Below are 16446 nucleotides of genomic sequence, written 5' to 3'. Positions count from 1 at the left end.
TTTTGTTGTTGGATTTTTTGGTTCATAACAAATGGGGCCAACGCCCCCCACGCCGGGGCGGCGGGGGGGGGCGGCGGCGGGGGGGGGGGGTTGGGGGGGGGGGCCCCCCCCCCCCCCTCTCCCCCTCCAGACCGATAGCAAGCACGCGCCGGAAGAACCCCCCGATGAACCGTCCCAACAGGACGACCCACCCCCCGGTCGGGTACGATGCTCGCCCCCCGTTCGGGACGCTGTACGCAATGAGCAAGAACAACGAAAAGGCCGCCCCGCAGGGCGACGTGACCCAGGACCAGGCCGAGGATGCCGTGCGCACCCTGCTGCGCTGGGCCGGTGAGGACCCGTCCCGCGAAGGCCTGCTGGATACCCCCCGCCGTGTCGCCGAAGCCTATGGCGACTGGTTCAGCGGTTACCGCGATGACCCGCGCGCCTACATGGAGCGCACCTTCGAGGAAGTGGCCGGCTATGACGAACTCATCGTCCTGCGCGACATCGAGTACGAAAGCCACTGCGAACACCACATGGCGCCGATCATCGGCCGCGTGCATGTCGGCTACCTGCCGGCCGGCAAGGTGGTGGGCATCAGCAAGCTGGCCCGCGTCGTCGAAGCCTACGCCCGCCGTTTCCAGGTGCAGGAGAAGATGACCGCGCAGATCGCCCAGTGCATCCAGGATGTGCTGCAGCCGATCGGCGTCGGCGTGGTCGTCGAGGGCGCCCACGAATGCATGACCACCCGCGGCATCCACAAGCGCGGCGTCAGCATGGTCACCTCCAAGATGCTGGGCAGCTTCCGCGACGACGCGCGTACCCGCGCCGAGTTCCTGCGCTTCATCGAAGTGGGCGGCAAGCGCTGAGCCGCATGACCGCACTCCGCCGGCCTCTGCGGGCCGGCATGCCCACGGCTGCCCACGCGGCCGCCGCGGGCGGCTGCTCGTCCCCGCCAGCCCTCATGACTCCTTTCGCTGCATGAAGCACCGCGAACGCATCTCCCGTTACCGCCATCTGCGCGAACAGCCCCAGTGGAAGCTGCTTGCTGCCGACCACGCCCCGGAAATCATCGGCCTGCTGCAGGGGCTGCTGATGGACGGCGAGCGCACGCTGCCGTCGTCGGTGCTCAACGAGCGCCTGCAGCGTGCGCTGGATCAGCTCAACGGCGACGAACTGTCGCGCGAGCTGCCGCGTACCGCGCAGGCCTATATCGCACACTGGCTGGCCCAGGGCTGGCTGGAACGCCGCCTGCCCGACGGTGCCGACCAGGAGCAGTACGAGCTGTCGACCGCGGCACTGCAGGCGATCCGATTCGCCGACGGCCTCGAGCAGGCCCGTGTGGCCGCCACCGAAAGCCGCCTGGCGCTGGTCATCGAACAGCTCTCGCAGCTGGCCGCGCAGACCGAATCCGATCCGGACGCCCGCCTGTCGGCGCTGCGCGACGAGCGCGACCGGATCGACGCCGAGATTGCCCGTGTCGGCGCCGGCCGTGTGATCGCGCTGGACGGCAAGCGCGCGCTGGAACGTGCGCGCCAGATCATCGGCCTGGCCGACGAGCTGACCGAGGACTTCCGCCGCGTGCGCGACGACTTCGAGCAGCTCAACCGCGAGTTCCGCGAACGCATCATCGACGACGAGGGCGAGCGCGGCGATGTGCTGTCGCAGCTGTTCGAAGGCGTGGACGTGATCGGCGAAAGTGACGCCGGGCGCAGCTTCCAGGCCTTCTGGCGCCTGCTCAACGACGCCGAGCAGAGCGCCCAGCTCGATGCCGCACTGGAAGCGGTGCTGGCGCGCGGCTTCGCCCGCCGCCTGGACCGCAACGAACGCAACTTCCTGCGCGGTTTCACCAGCACCATGCTCGAGCGCGGTGGCCAGGTGCACGATGTGCTGCAGAACTTCGCGCGCAGCCTGCGCGGCTTCGTGCAGAGCCGTGGCTACCTGGAACAGCGTCGCCTCAACCAGCTGCTCAAGCAGGCGCAGTCCGAAGCGCTCGCTCTGCGCGACGAGTTCCCCGCACAACGCGGCATCGGTCGCGACCTGCAGCTGACCACCAGCCGCCTGCGCTCGTGGTCGCAATGGAAACTGCACGATCCGCGCAGCGCCCAGGTCGATGGCAACGTCGAATACAACGACGCAGCCGCGATCAGCCTGGAAAGCGTCGGCGATCTGGTCGCCTCGTCCGAAATCGATTTCCGCACCCTGCGCCGCGACCTGCACGACCTGCTCGATGCACAGCCGCGTCTCAGCATCGCCCAGGCCCTGTCGCAGCGCGAAGCGCCGCAGGGTCTTGGCAGCGTCATCGGCTACCTGTCGCTGGGCACGCGCTTCGGCAACGTGGTCGCCGGCGAGCAGGAGCTTGCGCAATGGCGTGGTGGCGACGGCCAGATCCGTCGCGCCCGCATCCCGCTGGTTTGGTTCACCCAGGAGAGACGCCATGAGCTGGCATGAAGATCCCATCGACGCACCGCAGGCCGACGTGGCGGAAGACGCCTACGAGGCCGAGCCGGTGGCGGCCGTGGCGCAGCCCCGCCGTGGCAACGACGTGTACTACCTCGGCGATACCGGGCGCCTGCCGCTGGATGCGCGCCGTGCGCTGTGCCAGCTGCTGATCGGCCCCAGCATCGACCAGCTGCGCCACGCCAAGCTGTGGCCGGCGCTGATCCGCAGCGAGGCGGCCATCCGCTCATCGCTGGCCGACCTGTTCCTGGAACTGGTGCTCGACCGCGACAGTGGCGTGGCGTTCACCCGCCAGGCCGATACCGAAGACGTCGATGCGCCGGTGCTGCTGCGCACCTCCCCGCTGACCTTCATCGACTCGGTGCTGCTGCTGTACCTGCGCCAGCAGCTGGCCGAGGCCGATGCGCGCGGCAACCGCGCGGTGGTCGCCGACGCCGAGATGGCCGAAGCGCTGGCCATCTACGAAAAGAACCTGTCCACCGACCGCGCCGGCTTCAACCGTCGCGTCGCATCGGCGGTGCAGAAGATGAAGGACAACCACATCCTGACCCGCCTCAGCGGCCAGGAAGACCGCCACGAAGTCTCGCCGGCGCTGAAGCTGCTGTTCTCCGCCGAAGACGTGTCCCAGCTTTCGGCGGTCTACCGCCAGCTGCGTGAAACCCCGGCCGCCGAGGCCTGAGAGACCCGACCATCGCATGGCTATCTCCAAGCACACTCCCGCCCTGTTCAACGAAGGCCTGCCGGACCCGCGCCTGCAGCAGTTCCGCATGCGCCGCCTGCAGGTGCACAACTGGGGCACCTTCAACGGCCTGACCGAAGTACCGATCGCCGAACGCGGCTTCCTGTTCGTCGGCCGCTCCGGCTCGGGCAAGTCGACCCTGCTCGATGCCATGTCCGCGCTGCTGACGCCACCGGCCATCGTCGACTTCAACGCCGCTGCACGTGAAGCCGAGCGCAGTGGCCGCGACCGCAACCTGGTGTCCTACGTGCGCGGCGCGTGGGCCGACCAGCAGGACAGCGGCACCGGCGAAATCGCCACCCAGTACCTGCGCAAGGGCGCGACCTGGACCGCACTGGTGCTGGAATACCGCGCCGGCGATGGCCGCGTGGTCAGCCTGGTGCGCCTGCTGTGGATCTCCGGCAATGGCACCTCGGCCGGCGATGTGCGCAAGCACTACATGATCGCCGAGCGCCCGTTCGACATCGCCAAGGACCTCGGCGGTTTCGACCTGGACCTGCGCAAGCTGAAGCAGAAGCTGCCCGACCTGCACCACTTCGACACCTTCTCCGGCTACGCCGAGCGCTTCCGCGACCTGCTCGGCATCGACAACGAGATGGCGCTGCGCCTGCTGCACAAGACGCAGTCGGCGAAGAACCTGGGCGACCTCAACGTCTTCCTGCGCGACTTCATGCTCGACACGCCGAAGACCTTCGACGCCGCCGAGCGCCTGGTCAGCGACTTCGCCGAGCTTGATGGCGCGCACCAGGCGGTGGTCACCGCCCGCCGCCAGGTGGAAACCCTGTTGCCGGCCCGCGCCTACTACAACGACCTGAAGGAAATGCACCGCCGTCGTGGCGACGACGAAGCGCTGAAGCTGGGTGTCGACAGCTTCCGCGAAAGCCGGCGCCAGGCGCTGATCGAAGCGCGCCTGCGCGAGATGGACGTGCGTGACCGCGGCCTGCTTGGCGAAGAAGCCCAGCGCCGTGCCGCGCTCGACAACCACACCGAGCGCCTGGCCGAACTGGAGCTGCAGCGCCGCCAGCAGGGCGGTGAGCGCATCGAGGAACTGGAACGCGAGCAGGGTCGTGCCGAAGCTGAGCGCGATCGCCGTCAGGCCAAGCGCGAGCAGGCACGCCAGGCGGCGCAGCAGCTGGGGGCCGAACTGCCGGACGACGCCCATGGCTTCGCCGAACTGGTCGAGCGCGCACAGAACGAGCTGCAGGACCGCCAGCGTGCCTCCTCGGCACTGGACGACGCGATCAGTGACCGCCTGGGCGGCAAGCGCGATGACGAGCGCCGCTTCGGCGAGGTCCGTGCCGAACTCGAAGCGATGCAGCGCACGCCCTCCAACATCCCGGCGCCGATGCAGAAGCTGCGCGCGCGCCTGGCCGAGGAAACCGGCATCGCCGAGGCGGCACTGCCCTTCGTCGGCGAACTGATCCAGGTCCGCTCGGAAGAGCAGGGCTGGCAGGGTGCCATCGAGCGCGTGCTGGGTGGCTTCGCGCTGTCGCTGCTGGTCGACGACAAGCACTACAACGACGTCGCCGAATGGGTGAACCGTACCCACCTTGGCATGCGCTTCACCTACTACCGCGTGCGCCGCAACGATGATGCATTCGCCCGTGAGCCGTCGGCGAAGTCGCTGCTGCACAAGCTTGAACTGCGCGAGCATGTGTTCGAAAGCTGGCTGCGCCGCGAGCTGGGCAAGCGCTTCGACTACGAATGCGTGGATGCCAAGCAGCTGCGCAACGTCGACCGCGGCATCACCCGCGAAGGCCAGGTCAAGCATCCCGGCGACCGTTTCGAGAAGGACGACCGCAGTGCGGTGGGCGACCGCCGTCGCTGGATCCTCGGCTTCAACAACCACGACAAGGTGGGCGCCTTCGAGCGCGAAGCACAGGAGCTGGCCAAGCGCATCGCCAGCTGCGAGACCGACATCGCGCGCCTGCGCGGGCAGCGTGACCGCGACAACGAACGCCGCCTGGCCTGCCACGAGCTGGTCAGCATCAGCTGGAACGAGATCGACATCGCCGCTCCGCAGCAGCGCCTGAGCGATATCGAAGCCACCCTGCGCGACCTGCGCGAAGGCAACGCCGATCTCGCCAAGCTGGCCAAGCAGATCGACGCCGTGCGCGCCGACATCGAGCAGTCCCGCCGCACCTATGAAGACGTCCGCGTCGAGCGCGGCCAGCTGGTCAAGGAACGTGATCGCCTGGACCGCGCACGCCAGCAGAGCCGTGCACTGGTGCTGCCGAGCCTGGCCCAGGAGCAGGAAGCCGGCCTCGCCGAGCGCCTGCAGGAACAGGGTCCGCTCAGCCTGGAAACGCTCGAAGCGCACATGCGCCAGGTCAGCAACGCGCTGAACGAGCAGTTGTCGTCCTCGCAGCAGGACCTCAACCGCATCGAGAACCAGCTGATCGGCTGCTTCCGTCGCTTCATCCAGCAGTGGCCGGAGGAGTCAGGCGACTTCACCGTGTCGGTGGCCTCGGCCGAGGACTTCCTCGCACGCCTCGAACGGCTGGAACGCGACGGCCTGCCACAGCACGAAGAGCGCTTCTTCGACCTGCTGCAGAACCAGAGCAAGAACAACCTGCTGGCCCTGCAGCGCCACAGCGCAGAGGCCCGCAAGTCGATCGGCCAGCGCCTGGACGAGGTGAACGCCAGCCTGGAGCAGGTGCCGTTCAACCGTGGCACGCTGCTGACCATCGAACTGAGCGACCGCCGCCTGCCGGAGGTCGCTGAGTTCCACCTGCAGCTGCGCGAGGTGCTGTCGCAGCAGCAGACCGAGCAGCGCGAGCTGGCCGAATCGCAGTTCACCGTGCTGCGCCAGCTGGTCAACCGCCTCGGCTCGCAGGAAGGCGAGGACAAGCGCTGGCGCGAGCTGGTGCTGGACGTGCGCATGCACGTGGAGTTCATCGGCGTCGAGCTGGATGCGGAAACGCGCCAGCAGGTCGAGATCTACCGCAGCGGCGCCGGCAAGTCCGGTGGCCAGCGCCAGAAGCTGGCCACTACCTGCCTGGCGGCTGCGCTGCGCTACCAGCTCGGCGGCGCCGACAGCCAGCTGCCCAGTTACGCGGCGGTCGTGCTCGACGAGGCCTTCGACAAGGCCGACAACGAGTTCACCGCGCTGGCGATGAACATCTTCGACAACTTCGGCTTCCAGATGGTGGTCGCCACCCCGCTGAAGTCGGTGATGACGCTGGAGCCGTTCATCGGTGGCGCCTGCTTCGTCGAAATCAGCCGCCGCCACGACTCCGGCGTACTGCTGATCGAGTACGACGAAGAGGGCAAGCGCCTGAAGCTGCCGGAGCGCAGCCGCCAGCAGGCCAACGAACCGGAAGAAGCCGAGGCCTGAGCGCCTCGGGCAATCCACCTGTAGAGCCGAGCCATGCTCGGCTGCTCTTCGCGACCGGAAACGGCGTGCCAACCAAGGTTGGCACCTACCGGGTCATGACGCGCATTCACGCAGCGCGGAACGTATCCCACGCCATCCGCGCGATCAGCACCACCACCAGCCCCACGAACAGCTTGCGGATGAACGGCGTGCCGCCCTTCAGTGCCAGGCGCGTGCCCACCACCGAACCGATGATGTTGGCTGCGGCCATTGGCAGCGCGAACAGCCACAGGATGTTGCCGGTCGGCACGAAGAACGAGATCGCTGCCACGTTGGTCGCCAGGTTCACGACCTTCGACGCCGCTGACGCGCGCAGGAAATCCAGCCCGAAGAAGCGCACGAACAGGAAGATCAGGAAACTGCCGGTGCCTGGCCCGAAGAAGCCGTCGTAGAAGCCGATCGCCGCACCGATCGCCAGCGCGATCACCAGTTCGCGGCGGCCGATCTCCTGCGGCCGGTGCAACGCGCCGAAGTCCTTCTTCCACAGCGTGTAGGCCAGCATCGCGACCAGCAGCACCAGCACCAGCGGCCGTACAGCATCCTTTGGCAACAGGCTGACGGCCGTGGCCCCGGCAAAGGAAAAGATGAAAGCGGTGCCGGCCGCGAACAGCACCGGCTTCCACGGGAAGCGCACATTGCGCGCATAGCGCCAGGCAGCCGCACCGGTACCGAACATCGAACTGAACTTGTTGGTACCAAACAGCATCGCCGGCGTCTGCTGTGGCAGCACCGTGAACAGGCCGGGCAGCTGTACCAGGCCGCCTCCGCCCACGGCAGCATCCACAAGACCGGCGATGAAGGCGATCACCACCAGCCACCACAACTCAGGGGGAACCAGTTCCAGCACGGCGATCAATCAATGTGGGGGCGCGACAGCATACGCCTGTCCTGATCCGGGCGACTGCCGCCGCGCGTGGATCAATTACTGCAACCCGGCGACAATGCCGGCATGAGCCGAAAATCCGCCGATCCCTGCCCCTGTGGCCTTCCCGCCGATTATCCGGTCTGCTGTGGCCGTTTCCATGCCGGCGAGGCCGCGCCCGATGCCGAGCGCCTGATGCGTTCGCGTTACAGCGCCTATGTGAGGGGCCTGGCCGGCTACCTGCGCCACACCTGGCACCCGGACACGCGTCCGGCCGAGCTGTCGCTGGACGACGCACCAGGCCAGCGCACCCATTGGCTGGGCCTGACCGTGCACGACCACACGGTCACCGGCGCAGACAGTGCTGAAGTGCGCTTCACCGCGCGCTACCGCATCGGCGGCGGCAGCGCGGTGAGAATGACCGAGCACAGCCGATTCCGGTGCATCGACGGCCGCTGGTATTACCTCGACGCGGTCTGAGCCCTACGCACTGGATGCAGCCAGCAGGCGCTGGCCGCCGTGCGCGCGGACCTGGTTGCGACCTCCGTCCTTGGCCATGTACAGCGCCTGGTCGGCGGCCTTGACCACTGCCGTCGGTCGCGGATCCACGCGGCTGTCGGCCAGCCCGATGCTGACCGTCACCTGCACCACCTGGCCGGTGCCGCCGCGTCCGCGCTGCTGACGGCCGGCTTCGTCGTCACGGCTGCGGGTACTGCGGTCGCGCAGCTGCATGCGGGTGTCCTCGATGCTCTGCCGCAGTGCTTCGACGGCCTCAATGCAGGCCGTCGCCGGGCGGTCCAGGAACACCACCGCGAATTCCTCGCCGCCATAGCGGAACGCTCGGCCACCGTCGCCGACACGCGCCAGCCGCGACCCCACCAGGCGCAGCACGTCATCGCCGGTATCGTGGCCGTGAGTGTCGTTGAACGACTTGAAGTGGTCCACGTCCACCATCGCGATGCTGTAGGTGCCGCGCGCTCGCTGCAGGGTCTCGTTGAACGCCCGTCGCCCGGGCAGGCCGGTCAGCTCATCGCAGAAGGCCATGTGGAAGGATTCCTGAAGCATCGCGCCCAGCATCAACAGCAGGGCGGCGCTGCTCAGCGCCGGCAGCAGTACCGGCTGCAGGAAGATCCGCGGCAGCATCCACCACAGGCACAGCAGGGCCAGCAGCATCGCCGTGTGCAGTGGCCGCGGATGCCGCCACGCCTGCCAGCCCAGCGCTGCGGTCGCCAGCAGGAACAGCAACGCCGGCAGCTGCGCCAGCGCATTCCAGTCGGCGGGAATCCAGGCCCAGTGACGGCTCGACAGCAGATCGTGCATGCCCTGCGGCTGTTGTGCCGCAAGCAGCAGGAAGATCACCAGGGCCGCGCCGCAGACCACGCTGCGCAGCAGCAGGTCCTGGCGTCGGCGTCCGCGTTCCGGCCACAGTGCCAGCCCGGCAAACAGCAGCGGCACCCAGGCCGAGATTGCGTGGAAGCGCAACGGAGTCAAGGCGTCGACATGGCCGCTGCGCAGGTAGCCGCCGACGTCCCGGTGCAGCAGGGCGAACACCACCGCCACGACCAGCAGCAGGCACAACGTGCGTATCTGGTGGTAGAGCAGGGCCAGGCCTGCGCCGAGGCAGGCCAGCAGCCAGGGCAGGATGCGTTGGGCCGGGCTGGCCACATCCTCGGTGCCCAGTGCCATCCACAGCACCAGGACGACCAGCACGGCGGGCAGCACGAACAGGTAATGCGCAGGCTGGCGGAGTGGATGCAGGGGCACGCAGGAAGTCCAGTGCGGTGACGATGCGGCCGCAACACTGCCGTTAGCGGCGTCCTCACCCGCTTCTTGAACACGCGCATTCTGAAAAGGTATGCCCGCAACCATGTGAATGGGGCAGTGTGCCGCCATGACGTCGCACTCACCGCACTGCGCCGATGCTGTAGGCATGGACAGCGTACCCACCGCCGTCGCTGCCCCGCAGCACGACCTCGCCCACCACTTCGCACATGTGCGTGCCCGCAGCCTGCAGTTGGCCGCACCGCTCAGTGCAGAGGACGCCATGCTGCAGAGCATGGCCGACGCCAGTCCCAGCAAGTGGCACCTGGCCCATACCACCTGGTTCTTCGAACGCTTCGTGCTGGCGGGATTCGCCAGTGCGCCTGCGCGTGATCCAGCCTGGGACTATCTTTTCAACAGCTACTACAAAAGCATCGGTCCAGCGCACGCGCGGCCGCAACGCGGCCTGTTGTCGCGGCCCTCGCTGCAGCAGGTGCGCGACTACCGCCAGCAGGTCGATGCACAGGTGCAATCGCGACTGGCGGCGGGTGACCTCGACGCGCAGGCGCTGCACCACCTGCAGTTGGGCCTGCAGCACGAACAGCAGCACCAGGAACTGCTGTTGACCGACATCAAGCATGCGTTCTGGTGCAATCCGTTGCAGCCGGCCTACCGTGAGGACCTGCAGCCTGCCACCAGCGCTGCCAGTGCGCAGGGCTGGACCGAATCACCCGAACGCATCGTCACCATTGGCGCCGCAGCCTGGCCGCAGCACGCCGCCTTCGCCTACGACAACGAATCGCCGGCGCATCGCGTGCTGCTCCCCGCACACGCACTGGCAGAGCGTCCCGTCAGCAATGGCGAGTACCTCGCCTTCATCGAGGCTGGCGGCTACCGCGAGCCGCGCTGGTGGCTCAGCGAAGGCTGGGCGTTGCGCGAAGCCGAGGGCTGGCAGCACCCGCTGTACTGGGACGATGCCCTGCAGCGCGAGTACACCCTCGGCGGTTGGCGAGAACTGGACCCGCATGCGCCGGTCTGCCACCTCAGCTATTACGAGGCTGATGCCTGCGCCCGCTGGGCGGGTGCGCGCCTGCCCAGCGAGTTCGAGTGGGAAGCCGCCGCTGCGACGCAGCCCCTGCGTGGCCATTTTGCCGACGACGATCAGCTGCACCCTCGGGCGGGGCAGGGCAGTGGGCTGCGGCAGCTGTTCGGCGACGTATGGGAATGGACCCACAGCGCGTATGGCGCCTATCCGGGCTTTCGCCCTTTCGCCGGCAACCTCGGTGAGTACAACGGCAAGTTCATGTGCGGGCAATGGGTGCTGCGCGGTGGCAGCTGCGCCACGCCGCGTGGCCACGTGCGTGCCAGCTACCGTAACTTCTTCATGCCCCCGGCGCGTTGGCAGTTCTCCGGGCTGCGCCTGGCCAGGGATCTCGCATGAGTACGGTGCAGGACGCGCTGCAGGCGCTGACCGATCTCACTCCCGGCCGCCAGCAGATCCTTGCCGACGTGGTGGCCGGGCTGTTGCGCACGCCCCGCCAGCTGCCGTCCAAGTACTTCTACGATGCACGCGGCTCGCGCCTGTTCGAGCAGATCACGCATACGCCAGAGTACTACCCCACGCGCACCGAGCTGGCCCTGCTTTCACGGGTACTGCCGGACATCGCCCGAAGCGTCGGGCCGCACCTGCACGTTGTGGAACTGGGCAGCGGCAGTGGCCGCAAGACCGCGTTGCTGCTGGCCGCCCTGCACGACCCGGTGGCCTACACGCCGATTGAAATCTCACGTGCCGCGCTGCTGTCCAGCATCGACCATCTGGCCCCGGCGCTGCCCGAGGTGGAGATGCTGCCGGTCTGTGCCGACTTTACCCGTCCCGTCGCCGTACCCATGCCCGAACGCGAACCCGCGCGACGGCTGCTGTTCTTCCCGGGTTCCACGCTGGGCAACTTTGAAGGCGAGGACGCGGTCGCGCTGCTGCGCGCGATGCGCCAGACCATGGGGCATGATGGCCTGGCCCTGGTCGGCATCGACCTGCACAAGGACCCGGCGTTGATCGAGGCGGCCTACAACGATGCGCAGGGCGTCACCGCCGCATTCACCCTCAACCTGCTGGCCCGCCTGAACCGCGAGATCGGCAGCGACTTCGATCTCGATGGCTTCCGTCATCGTGCACGCTACAGCACCGCGCGGTTGCGCATCGAGACCGATCTGGTCAGCCAGCGGGCACAGGACGTCCACCTGGATGGCCGCATTTTCCACTTCGCCGCCGGTGAACCCATTCGCGTCGAGTACAGCCACAAGTACACCGAGGACAGCTTCGACGCGCTGTTGCGGCAGGCGGGCCTGCAGGTGGCGCAGCGATGGGATGCCGAAAGCCCCGCCTATGGCCTGCGCCTGCTGCGCCGCGCCTGAGGTGGTGGCCAGCCGGTGCCCCTTCAGGTTCGGCAGCACCGCTGCCCCTAAGATGGCCGTGCAACGGCAACACGGAGGACGCCATGCCTGTTCTGACCACGCTCGGCCTGGCGGCCGCCCTTGTGTCGACCCCGGCGCTGCCTGCGGCTTCCGCCGCCAGCACCGATCCGGCGTTCAGCCGCTGCTTGGCGGGCCTGCAGGCCACCGCCGCGACCCAGGGCATCGGCGCTGACCGCTTCAACGAGATCACCGCCGGGCTCACCCCGGACCCCAGCGTGCTCGGCCTGCTCGATGCACAGCCCGAATTCACCACGCCGATCTGGGACTACCTGGCCGCGCTGGTCGATCGCCAGCGCGTGGCTGATGGTCGCGCCCTGCTGCAGCAGCACCGCGACCTGCTCGATCGCGTGTCGGCCCAGTATGGCGTCGATCCGGCCACCATCGTCGCGGTCTGGGGCGTGGAGAGCGACTACGGCCGCGTGTTCGGCAAGCGCCCGCTGCTGCAGTCATTGGCCACGCTGTCGTGCGCCGGCCGCCGCCAACCTTTCTTCCGCGGTGAGCTGCTGGCGCTGCTCAAGCTGATCGACCGCGGCGACCTGCAGGCACAGGGGCTCACCGGCTCCTGGGCCGGTGCCTTCGGGCACACCCAGTTCATGCCCAGCACCTATGCACGCATCGCCGTGGACGGTGATGGCGATGGCCGCCGCGATCTGGTCGGCAGCATTCCCGATGCACTGGCCTCCACCGCCAACTACCTCAAGCGTGCCGGTTGGCGCAGTGGCGAACCATGGGGCATGGAGGTGCATGTGCCCGCCGGCTTCAACGCCAGCCAGGCCGGCCGCACCCAGCGTCGTGCCCTGGCCGATTGGCGCGCGCAGGGCGTGACCGCGCTGGATGGCAGCACGTTGGCTCCGGCCAACCTGCCGGCGGATGCGCGCGCCGCCCTGCTGCTGCCGGCCGGCAACAAGGGCCCTGCGTTGCTGGTGTTCCGCAACTACGACGCGATCTACAGCTACAACGCTGCCGAAAGCTATGCGCTGGCGATCGCGACGCTTGCCGACCAGCTGCGCGGCGGCAACGGGCTGGCTACCGCCTGGCCGACCGACGATCCAGGCCTGGGCCGCGATGAGCGTCGCCAGCTGCAGACCCTGCTGCTGGCCCGCGGCCACGACATCGGTGCCGCCGACGGCATGATCGGTACCGCCACGCGTCGCGCGATCCAGGCCGAGCAGCAGCGCCTGGGCTGGAGCGAGGTGGACGGCCGCGCAGGCCAGCGCATCCTGCGCACGCTGCAGGAAGAGGCGGCCGCCATCGCACCCGCTGGGCAGAATGCCTTGCCGGCGGCACGTTGACCGCGACATCATCGCCGCGGTCTTCAAGGAGCGTCATCGCATGCAGTCGAATCCGGACATCAGCACCGGCCTGTATCACGGCCTGGAGGCCTGGCAGGTGCGAACCGCCAATGCCACAGCGGTCGTGAGTGTGTTTGGTGGCCAGCTGCTGTCGTTCATTCCCGATGGGCAGCCCGATCTGTTCTGGCTTTCGCCCACGCGCGCCGAGCTGCCCACGCCCATCCGCGGTGGCGTCCCGGTGTGCTGGCCGTGGTTCGGCCGCCAGGGCCAGAGTGCCGATGTACCGGCGCATGGCCTGGTACGTACCGCGCGCTGGGAGCTTCTTCAGGCCACCCAGAGCGATGATGGCGAGGTCGAGCTGCAGTTGGCACCTGCGCCCTGCGCCGATCCCGGCCTGCGCCTGCAGATGCAGCTGCGCATCGGCCGCCAGCTGCGCCAGCAGCTCGTCACCGAGAACACCGGAACCTCGCCGGTGACCTTCACCCAGGCCCTGCACAGCTACTTCCGGGTCGGCGATGCCACTTGTGTCGAGGTCGATGGCCTCGACGGCCTGCAGTACCTGGACAAGTACGAGGACGGCGCGCAGCTGCGCCAGCAGCAGGGGCCCTGGTCACTGCGTGACCCGCGCGATCCGGGGCGCAGCGACCGCATCTATACCGGTGCCGGCGGCCACTACGTGCTTCGCGATCCCGTCCTGCAGCGGCGGATCGAGATCCGCAGCGAAGGCAGCCAGACCCTGGTGGCCTGGAACCCCGGCATGGAGGCAGCGGCGAAGATGGCCGATGTCGGCGACGGTTGGCACGATTACGTGTGCCTGGAAGTGGCCAACGCCGGGCCAGAGCAGATTACGCTTGCGGCGGGTGCGCGCCATCAACTGGTGCAGACCCTGGGCAGTACCGCGCTGTAGGCGCTGGCAGCGGTTCCAGTTTGTCGAGGCAGGTAGCAGGGACGGAAAACATGCAGGAAGCACAATGGTGGTACGCCAATGGCAGGCAGAGCAGTGGGCCGGTCGATCTGGCCGGTCTTCGCCAGCGGCAGCGGGAAGGGACGGTTACGGCGCGCACCCTGCTCTGGTGCGAAGGCATGCCCTCATGGCGGCCGTTGGCCGAACTGGAGCAGGCTTCCACCCCCATCGAGGTGGGTCCGGCCCCGGATATCGACGCAGCCCCTGCAGTTGAGGGCATTGCGCCGAATGTCGGCGATCCGTCCGATCCGTATCGAGCCCCCGCCGCTGCACCGGACAGGGCTGCCGCCGCGGGGCTGGAGGGCGAGAGGGCCTTGTACGCCAGCGTGGTCGGCGGCAACTTCCCGATCTATCGCCAGCGCTGGCGGCTGGATCAGGGCATTGCCACGGGCAGTGGCACCTGGCACTGGCCGGCCTTCCTACTCGGCCCGATCTGGATGATGTACCGCAAAATGTACCGCCTGGCGGCAATGTGGGTCGGCCTGCTGCTGCTGATCAGCGTGGTGGAGACCATGCTGGATGTGCCCGAAGGCGTGTCGCTGGTCATCACCATCGCGCTCAGCGTCACCACCGGCACCTTTGGCAACACCTGGTACCTGGCACACTGCCAGCGCCTGATCGCCCAGGCCCGTGCCGTCAGCGGCGGCGATGACGCACGGCTGCACAGCGAGCTGACCGCACGCGGCGGCACCAGCGTGGTCGCTACACTGGCCGCCATCGTCATCTCGGTGGTGTTGAGCACCATCGGCGCCGCACTGGCAGGGTAGGGCAGGTCAGCGGCCCTGACGGGGCCGCAGCACCAGCAGGGACAGCGCACCGGCCACCAAGCCCCAGAACGCCGAACCGATCCCGGCCAGGGAGACCCCCGAGGCGGTGACCAGGAAGGTGACCAGTGCCGCCTCGCGGTCCCGCTCTACCGCCAGCGCACTGGCCAGGCTGTTGGCGATGGTGCCGAACAGCGCGATACCGGCCACGCACGCCACCAGCTCCCTGGGGAAGGCCGCGAACAGTGCGGCCACGGTGGCGCCGAACAGTCCGATGATGATGTAGAAGGCACCTGCCGCCATGGCGGCGGTATAGCGTCGTGCCGGGTCCTCATGTGCATCACGGCCCATGCAGATCGCGGCGGTGATTGCCGCCAGGTTCAGCGCGTAGGCACCGAACGGCGCCAGCAAGGTATTGACCACGCCGATCCAGCCGATCAGCGGCGACACCGGCGCGTCATAGCCGGAGGCACGCATCACTGCCACACCGGGAATGTTCTGCGAGGCCATGGTGACCACGAACAGGGGCAGGGCGATGCCGGCTACCGCAGTCCAGGACAGGGATGGGGTCACCCATTGCGGCATCGCCAGTTGCAGCTGCACCTGCTGTGCGTGCAGCAGGCCACGGCTGGCTGCGACCGCGATGCCGACCAGCAGTGTGGCGATCACCGCATAGCGCGGGAACAGGCGGCGTCCCGCCAGCCAGGTGGCGAACATTGCCAGTGCCAGTACCAGCTGGGAATTCATGGCCACGAACACGTCCAGACCGAAGCGCAGCAGCACGCCGGCCAGCATGCCGGCGGCCAGCGCCATCGGCACCCGCTGCATCAATCGTGCGAACACCCCGGAGAAGCCTGCCAGCATGCCAAGCACTGCGGCGAGCAGGAATGCACCGGTGGCCTCGGCGAGCGAGGCGCCACCGGCACCGACCACCAGCATCGCCGCGCCCGGTGTCGACCATGCGGTCACCACCGGCACGCGATAGCGCAGCGACAGCCCGATGCAGGTGACACCCATGCCCAGTCCCAGTGCCCACATCCATGAGGCGATCTGTGCCTGGTCGGCACCGACAGCCTGTGCGGCCTGGAACACGATCACGGCTGAGCTGGCGAAGCCAACCAGCACCGTAATGAAGCCAGCGACGATGGCCGGCATCGAAAGATCGCGCCACCACGCGCGCCGCACCTGCATGCTCATTGCTCTGTCTCCACTGTGCATCCTTGCATTGATAGGGGTTGCGGCGTTGACCGCGCAACGCGCGGGCAACGCCGCCGCGATCTTCGAGCGTACGTCATGCGTGATGTCGCGATGCTTCTGTCATCACCGTGCAAAAAAAGCCTTGACGAAATCTGCAGGATCTCTAGAATTCGCCCCTTGCTGCAGCGCATCGCTTCCCCGGAAACGACACGCGAACAGCGACGCCACCACCGACGAACGCGTTGATCGAACGAAGGTGTTGACGGACTCGAAAAGTCCGGCATAATAGGCGGCTCGCAACGACGAAAGGTCCTCGGGCCCAACGACGAAGCAGCATCGGCAACAACGTCCACTCCGGTGAGACAACCTTGAAAAAAGGTGTTGACGAAGCGGAAAAGCCGGCTATAATGGGCGGCTCGCTACGAAGGAAACTTCGCAGCACACGGGAACGGCGCTGAGGCCACTTCCCCGGATCTTTGAAAGTATGCGCAGGTATCTTGTGAAGGCGCCTGCAGGAAGGATGATTGTCCATCTTGCAGACGTTTGATCAAGCAACTATTAATTGTTTTAAAGCAAG

13 protein-coding genes are annotated in these 16446 nt (G+C 67.7%); 10 read left to right on the top strand and 3 right to left on the bottom strand.

The features are described from left to right. Positions 1 to 239: 239 nt before the first annotated feature. From folE to WDC87_RS20310, 4 genes are all read left to right on the top strand, one after another. Complete coding sequence (gene folE, locus WDC87_RS20325; RefSeq protein WP_004141296.1) at positions 240 to 851, top strand: GTP cyclohydrolase I FolE; 612 nt, start codon at positions 240 to 242, stop codon at positions 849 to 851. Between the two features lie 112 nt (positions 852 to 963). Beyond that, the gene (locus WDC87_RS20320; RefSeq protein WP_072168749.1) at positions 964 to 2433 is read left to right on the top strand and encodes a DUF3375 domain-containing protein; all 1470 of its coding nucleotides are present in this window, start codon (positions 964 to 966) and stop codon (positions 2431 to 2433) included. After that, the gene (locus WDC87_RS20315) at positions 2420 to 3121 is read left to right on the top strand and encodes a DUF4194 domain-containing protein (protein ID WP_005421303.1); all 702 of its coding nucleotides are present in this window, start codon (positions 2420 to 2422) and stop codon (positions 3119 to 3121) included. Before WDC87_RS20320 ends, WDC87_RS20315 begins: the two co-directional genes overlap by 14 nt. Positions 3122 to 3137: 16 nt before the next feature. Then, complete coding sequence (locus tag WDC87_RS20310; protein WP_252744868.1) at positions 3138 to 6518, top strand: SbcC/MukB-like Walker B domain-containing protein; 3381 nt, start codon at positions 3138 to 3140, stop codon at positions 6516 to 6518. A gap of 106 nt (positions 6519 to 6624) precedes the next feature. Here WDC87_RS20310 and WDC87_RS20305 read toward each other — a convergent pair whose 3' ends face one another. Beyond that, positions 6625 to 7404 (bottom strand): TSUP family transporter, encoded by a 780-nt coding sequence (locus tag WDC87_RS20305; protein WP_005411690.1) that lies wholly within the window; start codon positions 7402 to 7404, stop codon positions 6625 to 6627. A 102-nt stretch (positions 7405 to 7506) separates the two neighbouring features. Here WDC87_RS20305 and WDC87_RS20300 point away from each other — a divergent pair, with 102 nt between their 5' ends. Next, complete coding sequence (locus WDC87_RS20300; RefSeq protein WP_072168748.1) at positions 7507 to 7899, top strand: YchJ family metal-binding protein; 393 nt, start codon at positions 7507 to 7509, stop codon at positions 7897 to 7899. A gap of 3 nt (positions 7900 to 7902) precedes the next feature. On the opposite strand, the gene WDC87_RS20295 is transcribed toward WDC87_RS20300, so the two are convergent. Further along, on the bottom strand, positions 7903 to 9183 hold the full coding sequence (locus WDC87_RS20295) for a GGDEF domain-containing protein (RefSeq protein WP_252744869.1): 1281 nt from the start codon (positions 9181 to 9183) through the stop codon (positions 7903 to 7905). Between the two features lie 166 nt (positions 9184 to 9349). Between WDC87_RS20295 and egtB the strand changes: the two genes are divergently transcribed. From egtB to WDC87_RS20270, 5 genes are all read left to right on the top strand, one after another. Continuing rightward, complete coding sequence (egtB, locus tag WDC87_RS20290) at positions 9350 to 10621, top strand: ergothioneine biosynthesis protein EgtB (RefSeq protein WP_227837722.1); 1272 nt, start codon at positions 9350 to 9352, stop codon at positions 10619 to 10621. Further along, positions 10618 to 11592 carry an L-histidine N(alpha)-methyltransferase gene (egtD, locus tag WDC87_RS20285; RefSeq protein WP_072168745.1) on the top strand — a complete coding sequence of 325 codons (975 nt, stop codon included), beginning with the start codon at positions 10618 to 10620 and terminating at the stop codon, positions 11590 to 11592. Before egtB ends, egtD begins: the two co-directional genes overlap by 4 nt. Positions 11593 to 11675: 83 nt before the next feature. Continuing rightward, positions 11676 to 12944, top strand: coding sequence for a lytic murein transglycosylase (locus WDC87_RS20280; protein WP_088497537.1), 1269 nt, complete (start codon positions 11676 to 11678; stop codon positions 12942 to 12944). A 40-nt stretch (positions 12945 to 12984) separates the two neighbouring features. Further along, entirely contained in the window at positions 12985 to 13851 is an 867-nt protein-coding gene (locus WDC87_RS20275; protein ID WP_072168784.1) for a D-hexose-6-phosphate mutarotase, read from the top strand. Between the two features lie 50 nt (positions 13852 to 13901). Then, positions 13902 to 14675 (top strand): DUF2628 domain-containing protein, encoded by a 774-nt coding sequence (locus WDC87_RS20270; protein WP_088497538.1) that lies wholly within the window; start codon positions 13902 to 13904, stop codon positions 14673 to 14675. 6 nt (positions 14676 to 14681) lie between these two features. On the opposite strand, the gene WDC87_RS20265 is transcribed toward WDC87_RS20270, so the two are convergent. Then, positions 14682 to 15869: a benzoate/H(+) symporter BenE family transporter gene (locus WDC87_RS20265; protein ID WP_072168742.1), complete on the bottom strand. Its 1188-nt coding sequence runs from the start codon at positions 15867 to 15869 to the stop codon at positions 14682 to 14684. Between the last annotated feature and the right edge of the window lie 577 nt (positions 15870 to 16446).

The organism is Stenotrophomonas maltophilia group sp. Smal12, assembly GCF_037079935.1.
Classification (GTDB): domain Bacteria; phylum Pseudomonadota; class Gammaproteobacteria; order Xanthomonadales; family Xanthomonadaceae; genus Stenotrophomonas; species Stenotrophomonas sepilia.
This window is presented reverse-complemented; position numbering and strand designations above follow the sequence as displayed.

Bases quoted from the DNA above. Each gene is read 5' to 3' on its own strand.
- WDC87_RS20270 (WP_088497538.1), top strand. From the start codon at position 13,902: ATGCAGGAAGCACAATGGTGGTACGCCAATGGCAGGCAGAGCAGTGGG.
- WDC87_RS20300 (WP_072168748.1), top strand. From the start codon at position 7,507: ATGAGCCGAAAATCCGCCGATCCCTGCCCCTGTGGCCTTCCCGCCGAT.
- folE (WP_004141296.1), top strand. From the start codon at position 240: ATGAGCAAGAACAACGAAAAGGCCGCCCCGCAGGGCGACGTGACCCAG.
- WDC87_RS20310 (WP_252744868.1), top strand. From the start codon at position 3,138: ATGGCTATCTCCAAGCACACTCCCGCCCTGTTCAACGAAGGCCTGCCG.
- WDC87_RS20320 (WP_072168749.1), top strand. From the start codon at position 964: ATGAAGCACCGCGAACGCATCTCCCGTTACCGCCATCTGCGCGAACAG.
- WDC87_RS20275 (WP_072168784.1), top strand. From the start codon at position 12,985: ATGCAGTCGAATCCGGACATCAGCACCGGCCTGTATCACGGCCTGGAG.
- WDC87_RS20315 (WP_005421303.1), top strand. From the start codon at position 2,420: ATGAGCTGGCATGAAGATCCCATCGACGCACCGCAGGCCGACGTGGCG.
- egtD (WP_072168745.1), top strand. From the start codon at position 10,618: ATGAGTACGGTGCAGGACGCGCTGCAGGCGCTGACCGATCTCACTCCC.
- WDC87_RS20265 (WP_072168742.1), bottom strand. From the start codon at position 15,869: ATGAGCATGCAGGTGCGGCGCGCGTGGTGGCGCGATCTTTCGATGCCG.
- egtB (WP_227837722.1), top strand. From the start codon at position 9,350: ATGGACAGCGTACCCACCGCCGTCGCTGCCCCGCAGCACGACCTCGCC.
- WDC87_RS20280 (WP_088497537.1), top strand. From the start codon at position 11,676: ATGCCTGTTCTGACCACGCTCGGCCTGGCGGCCGCCCTTGTGTCGACC.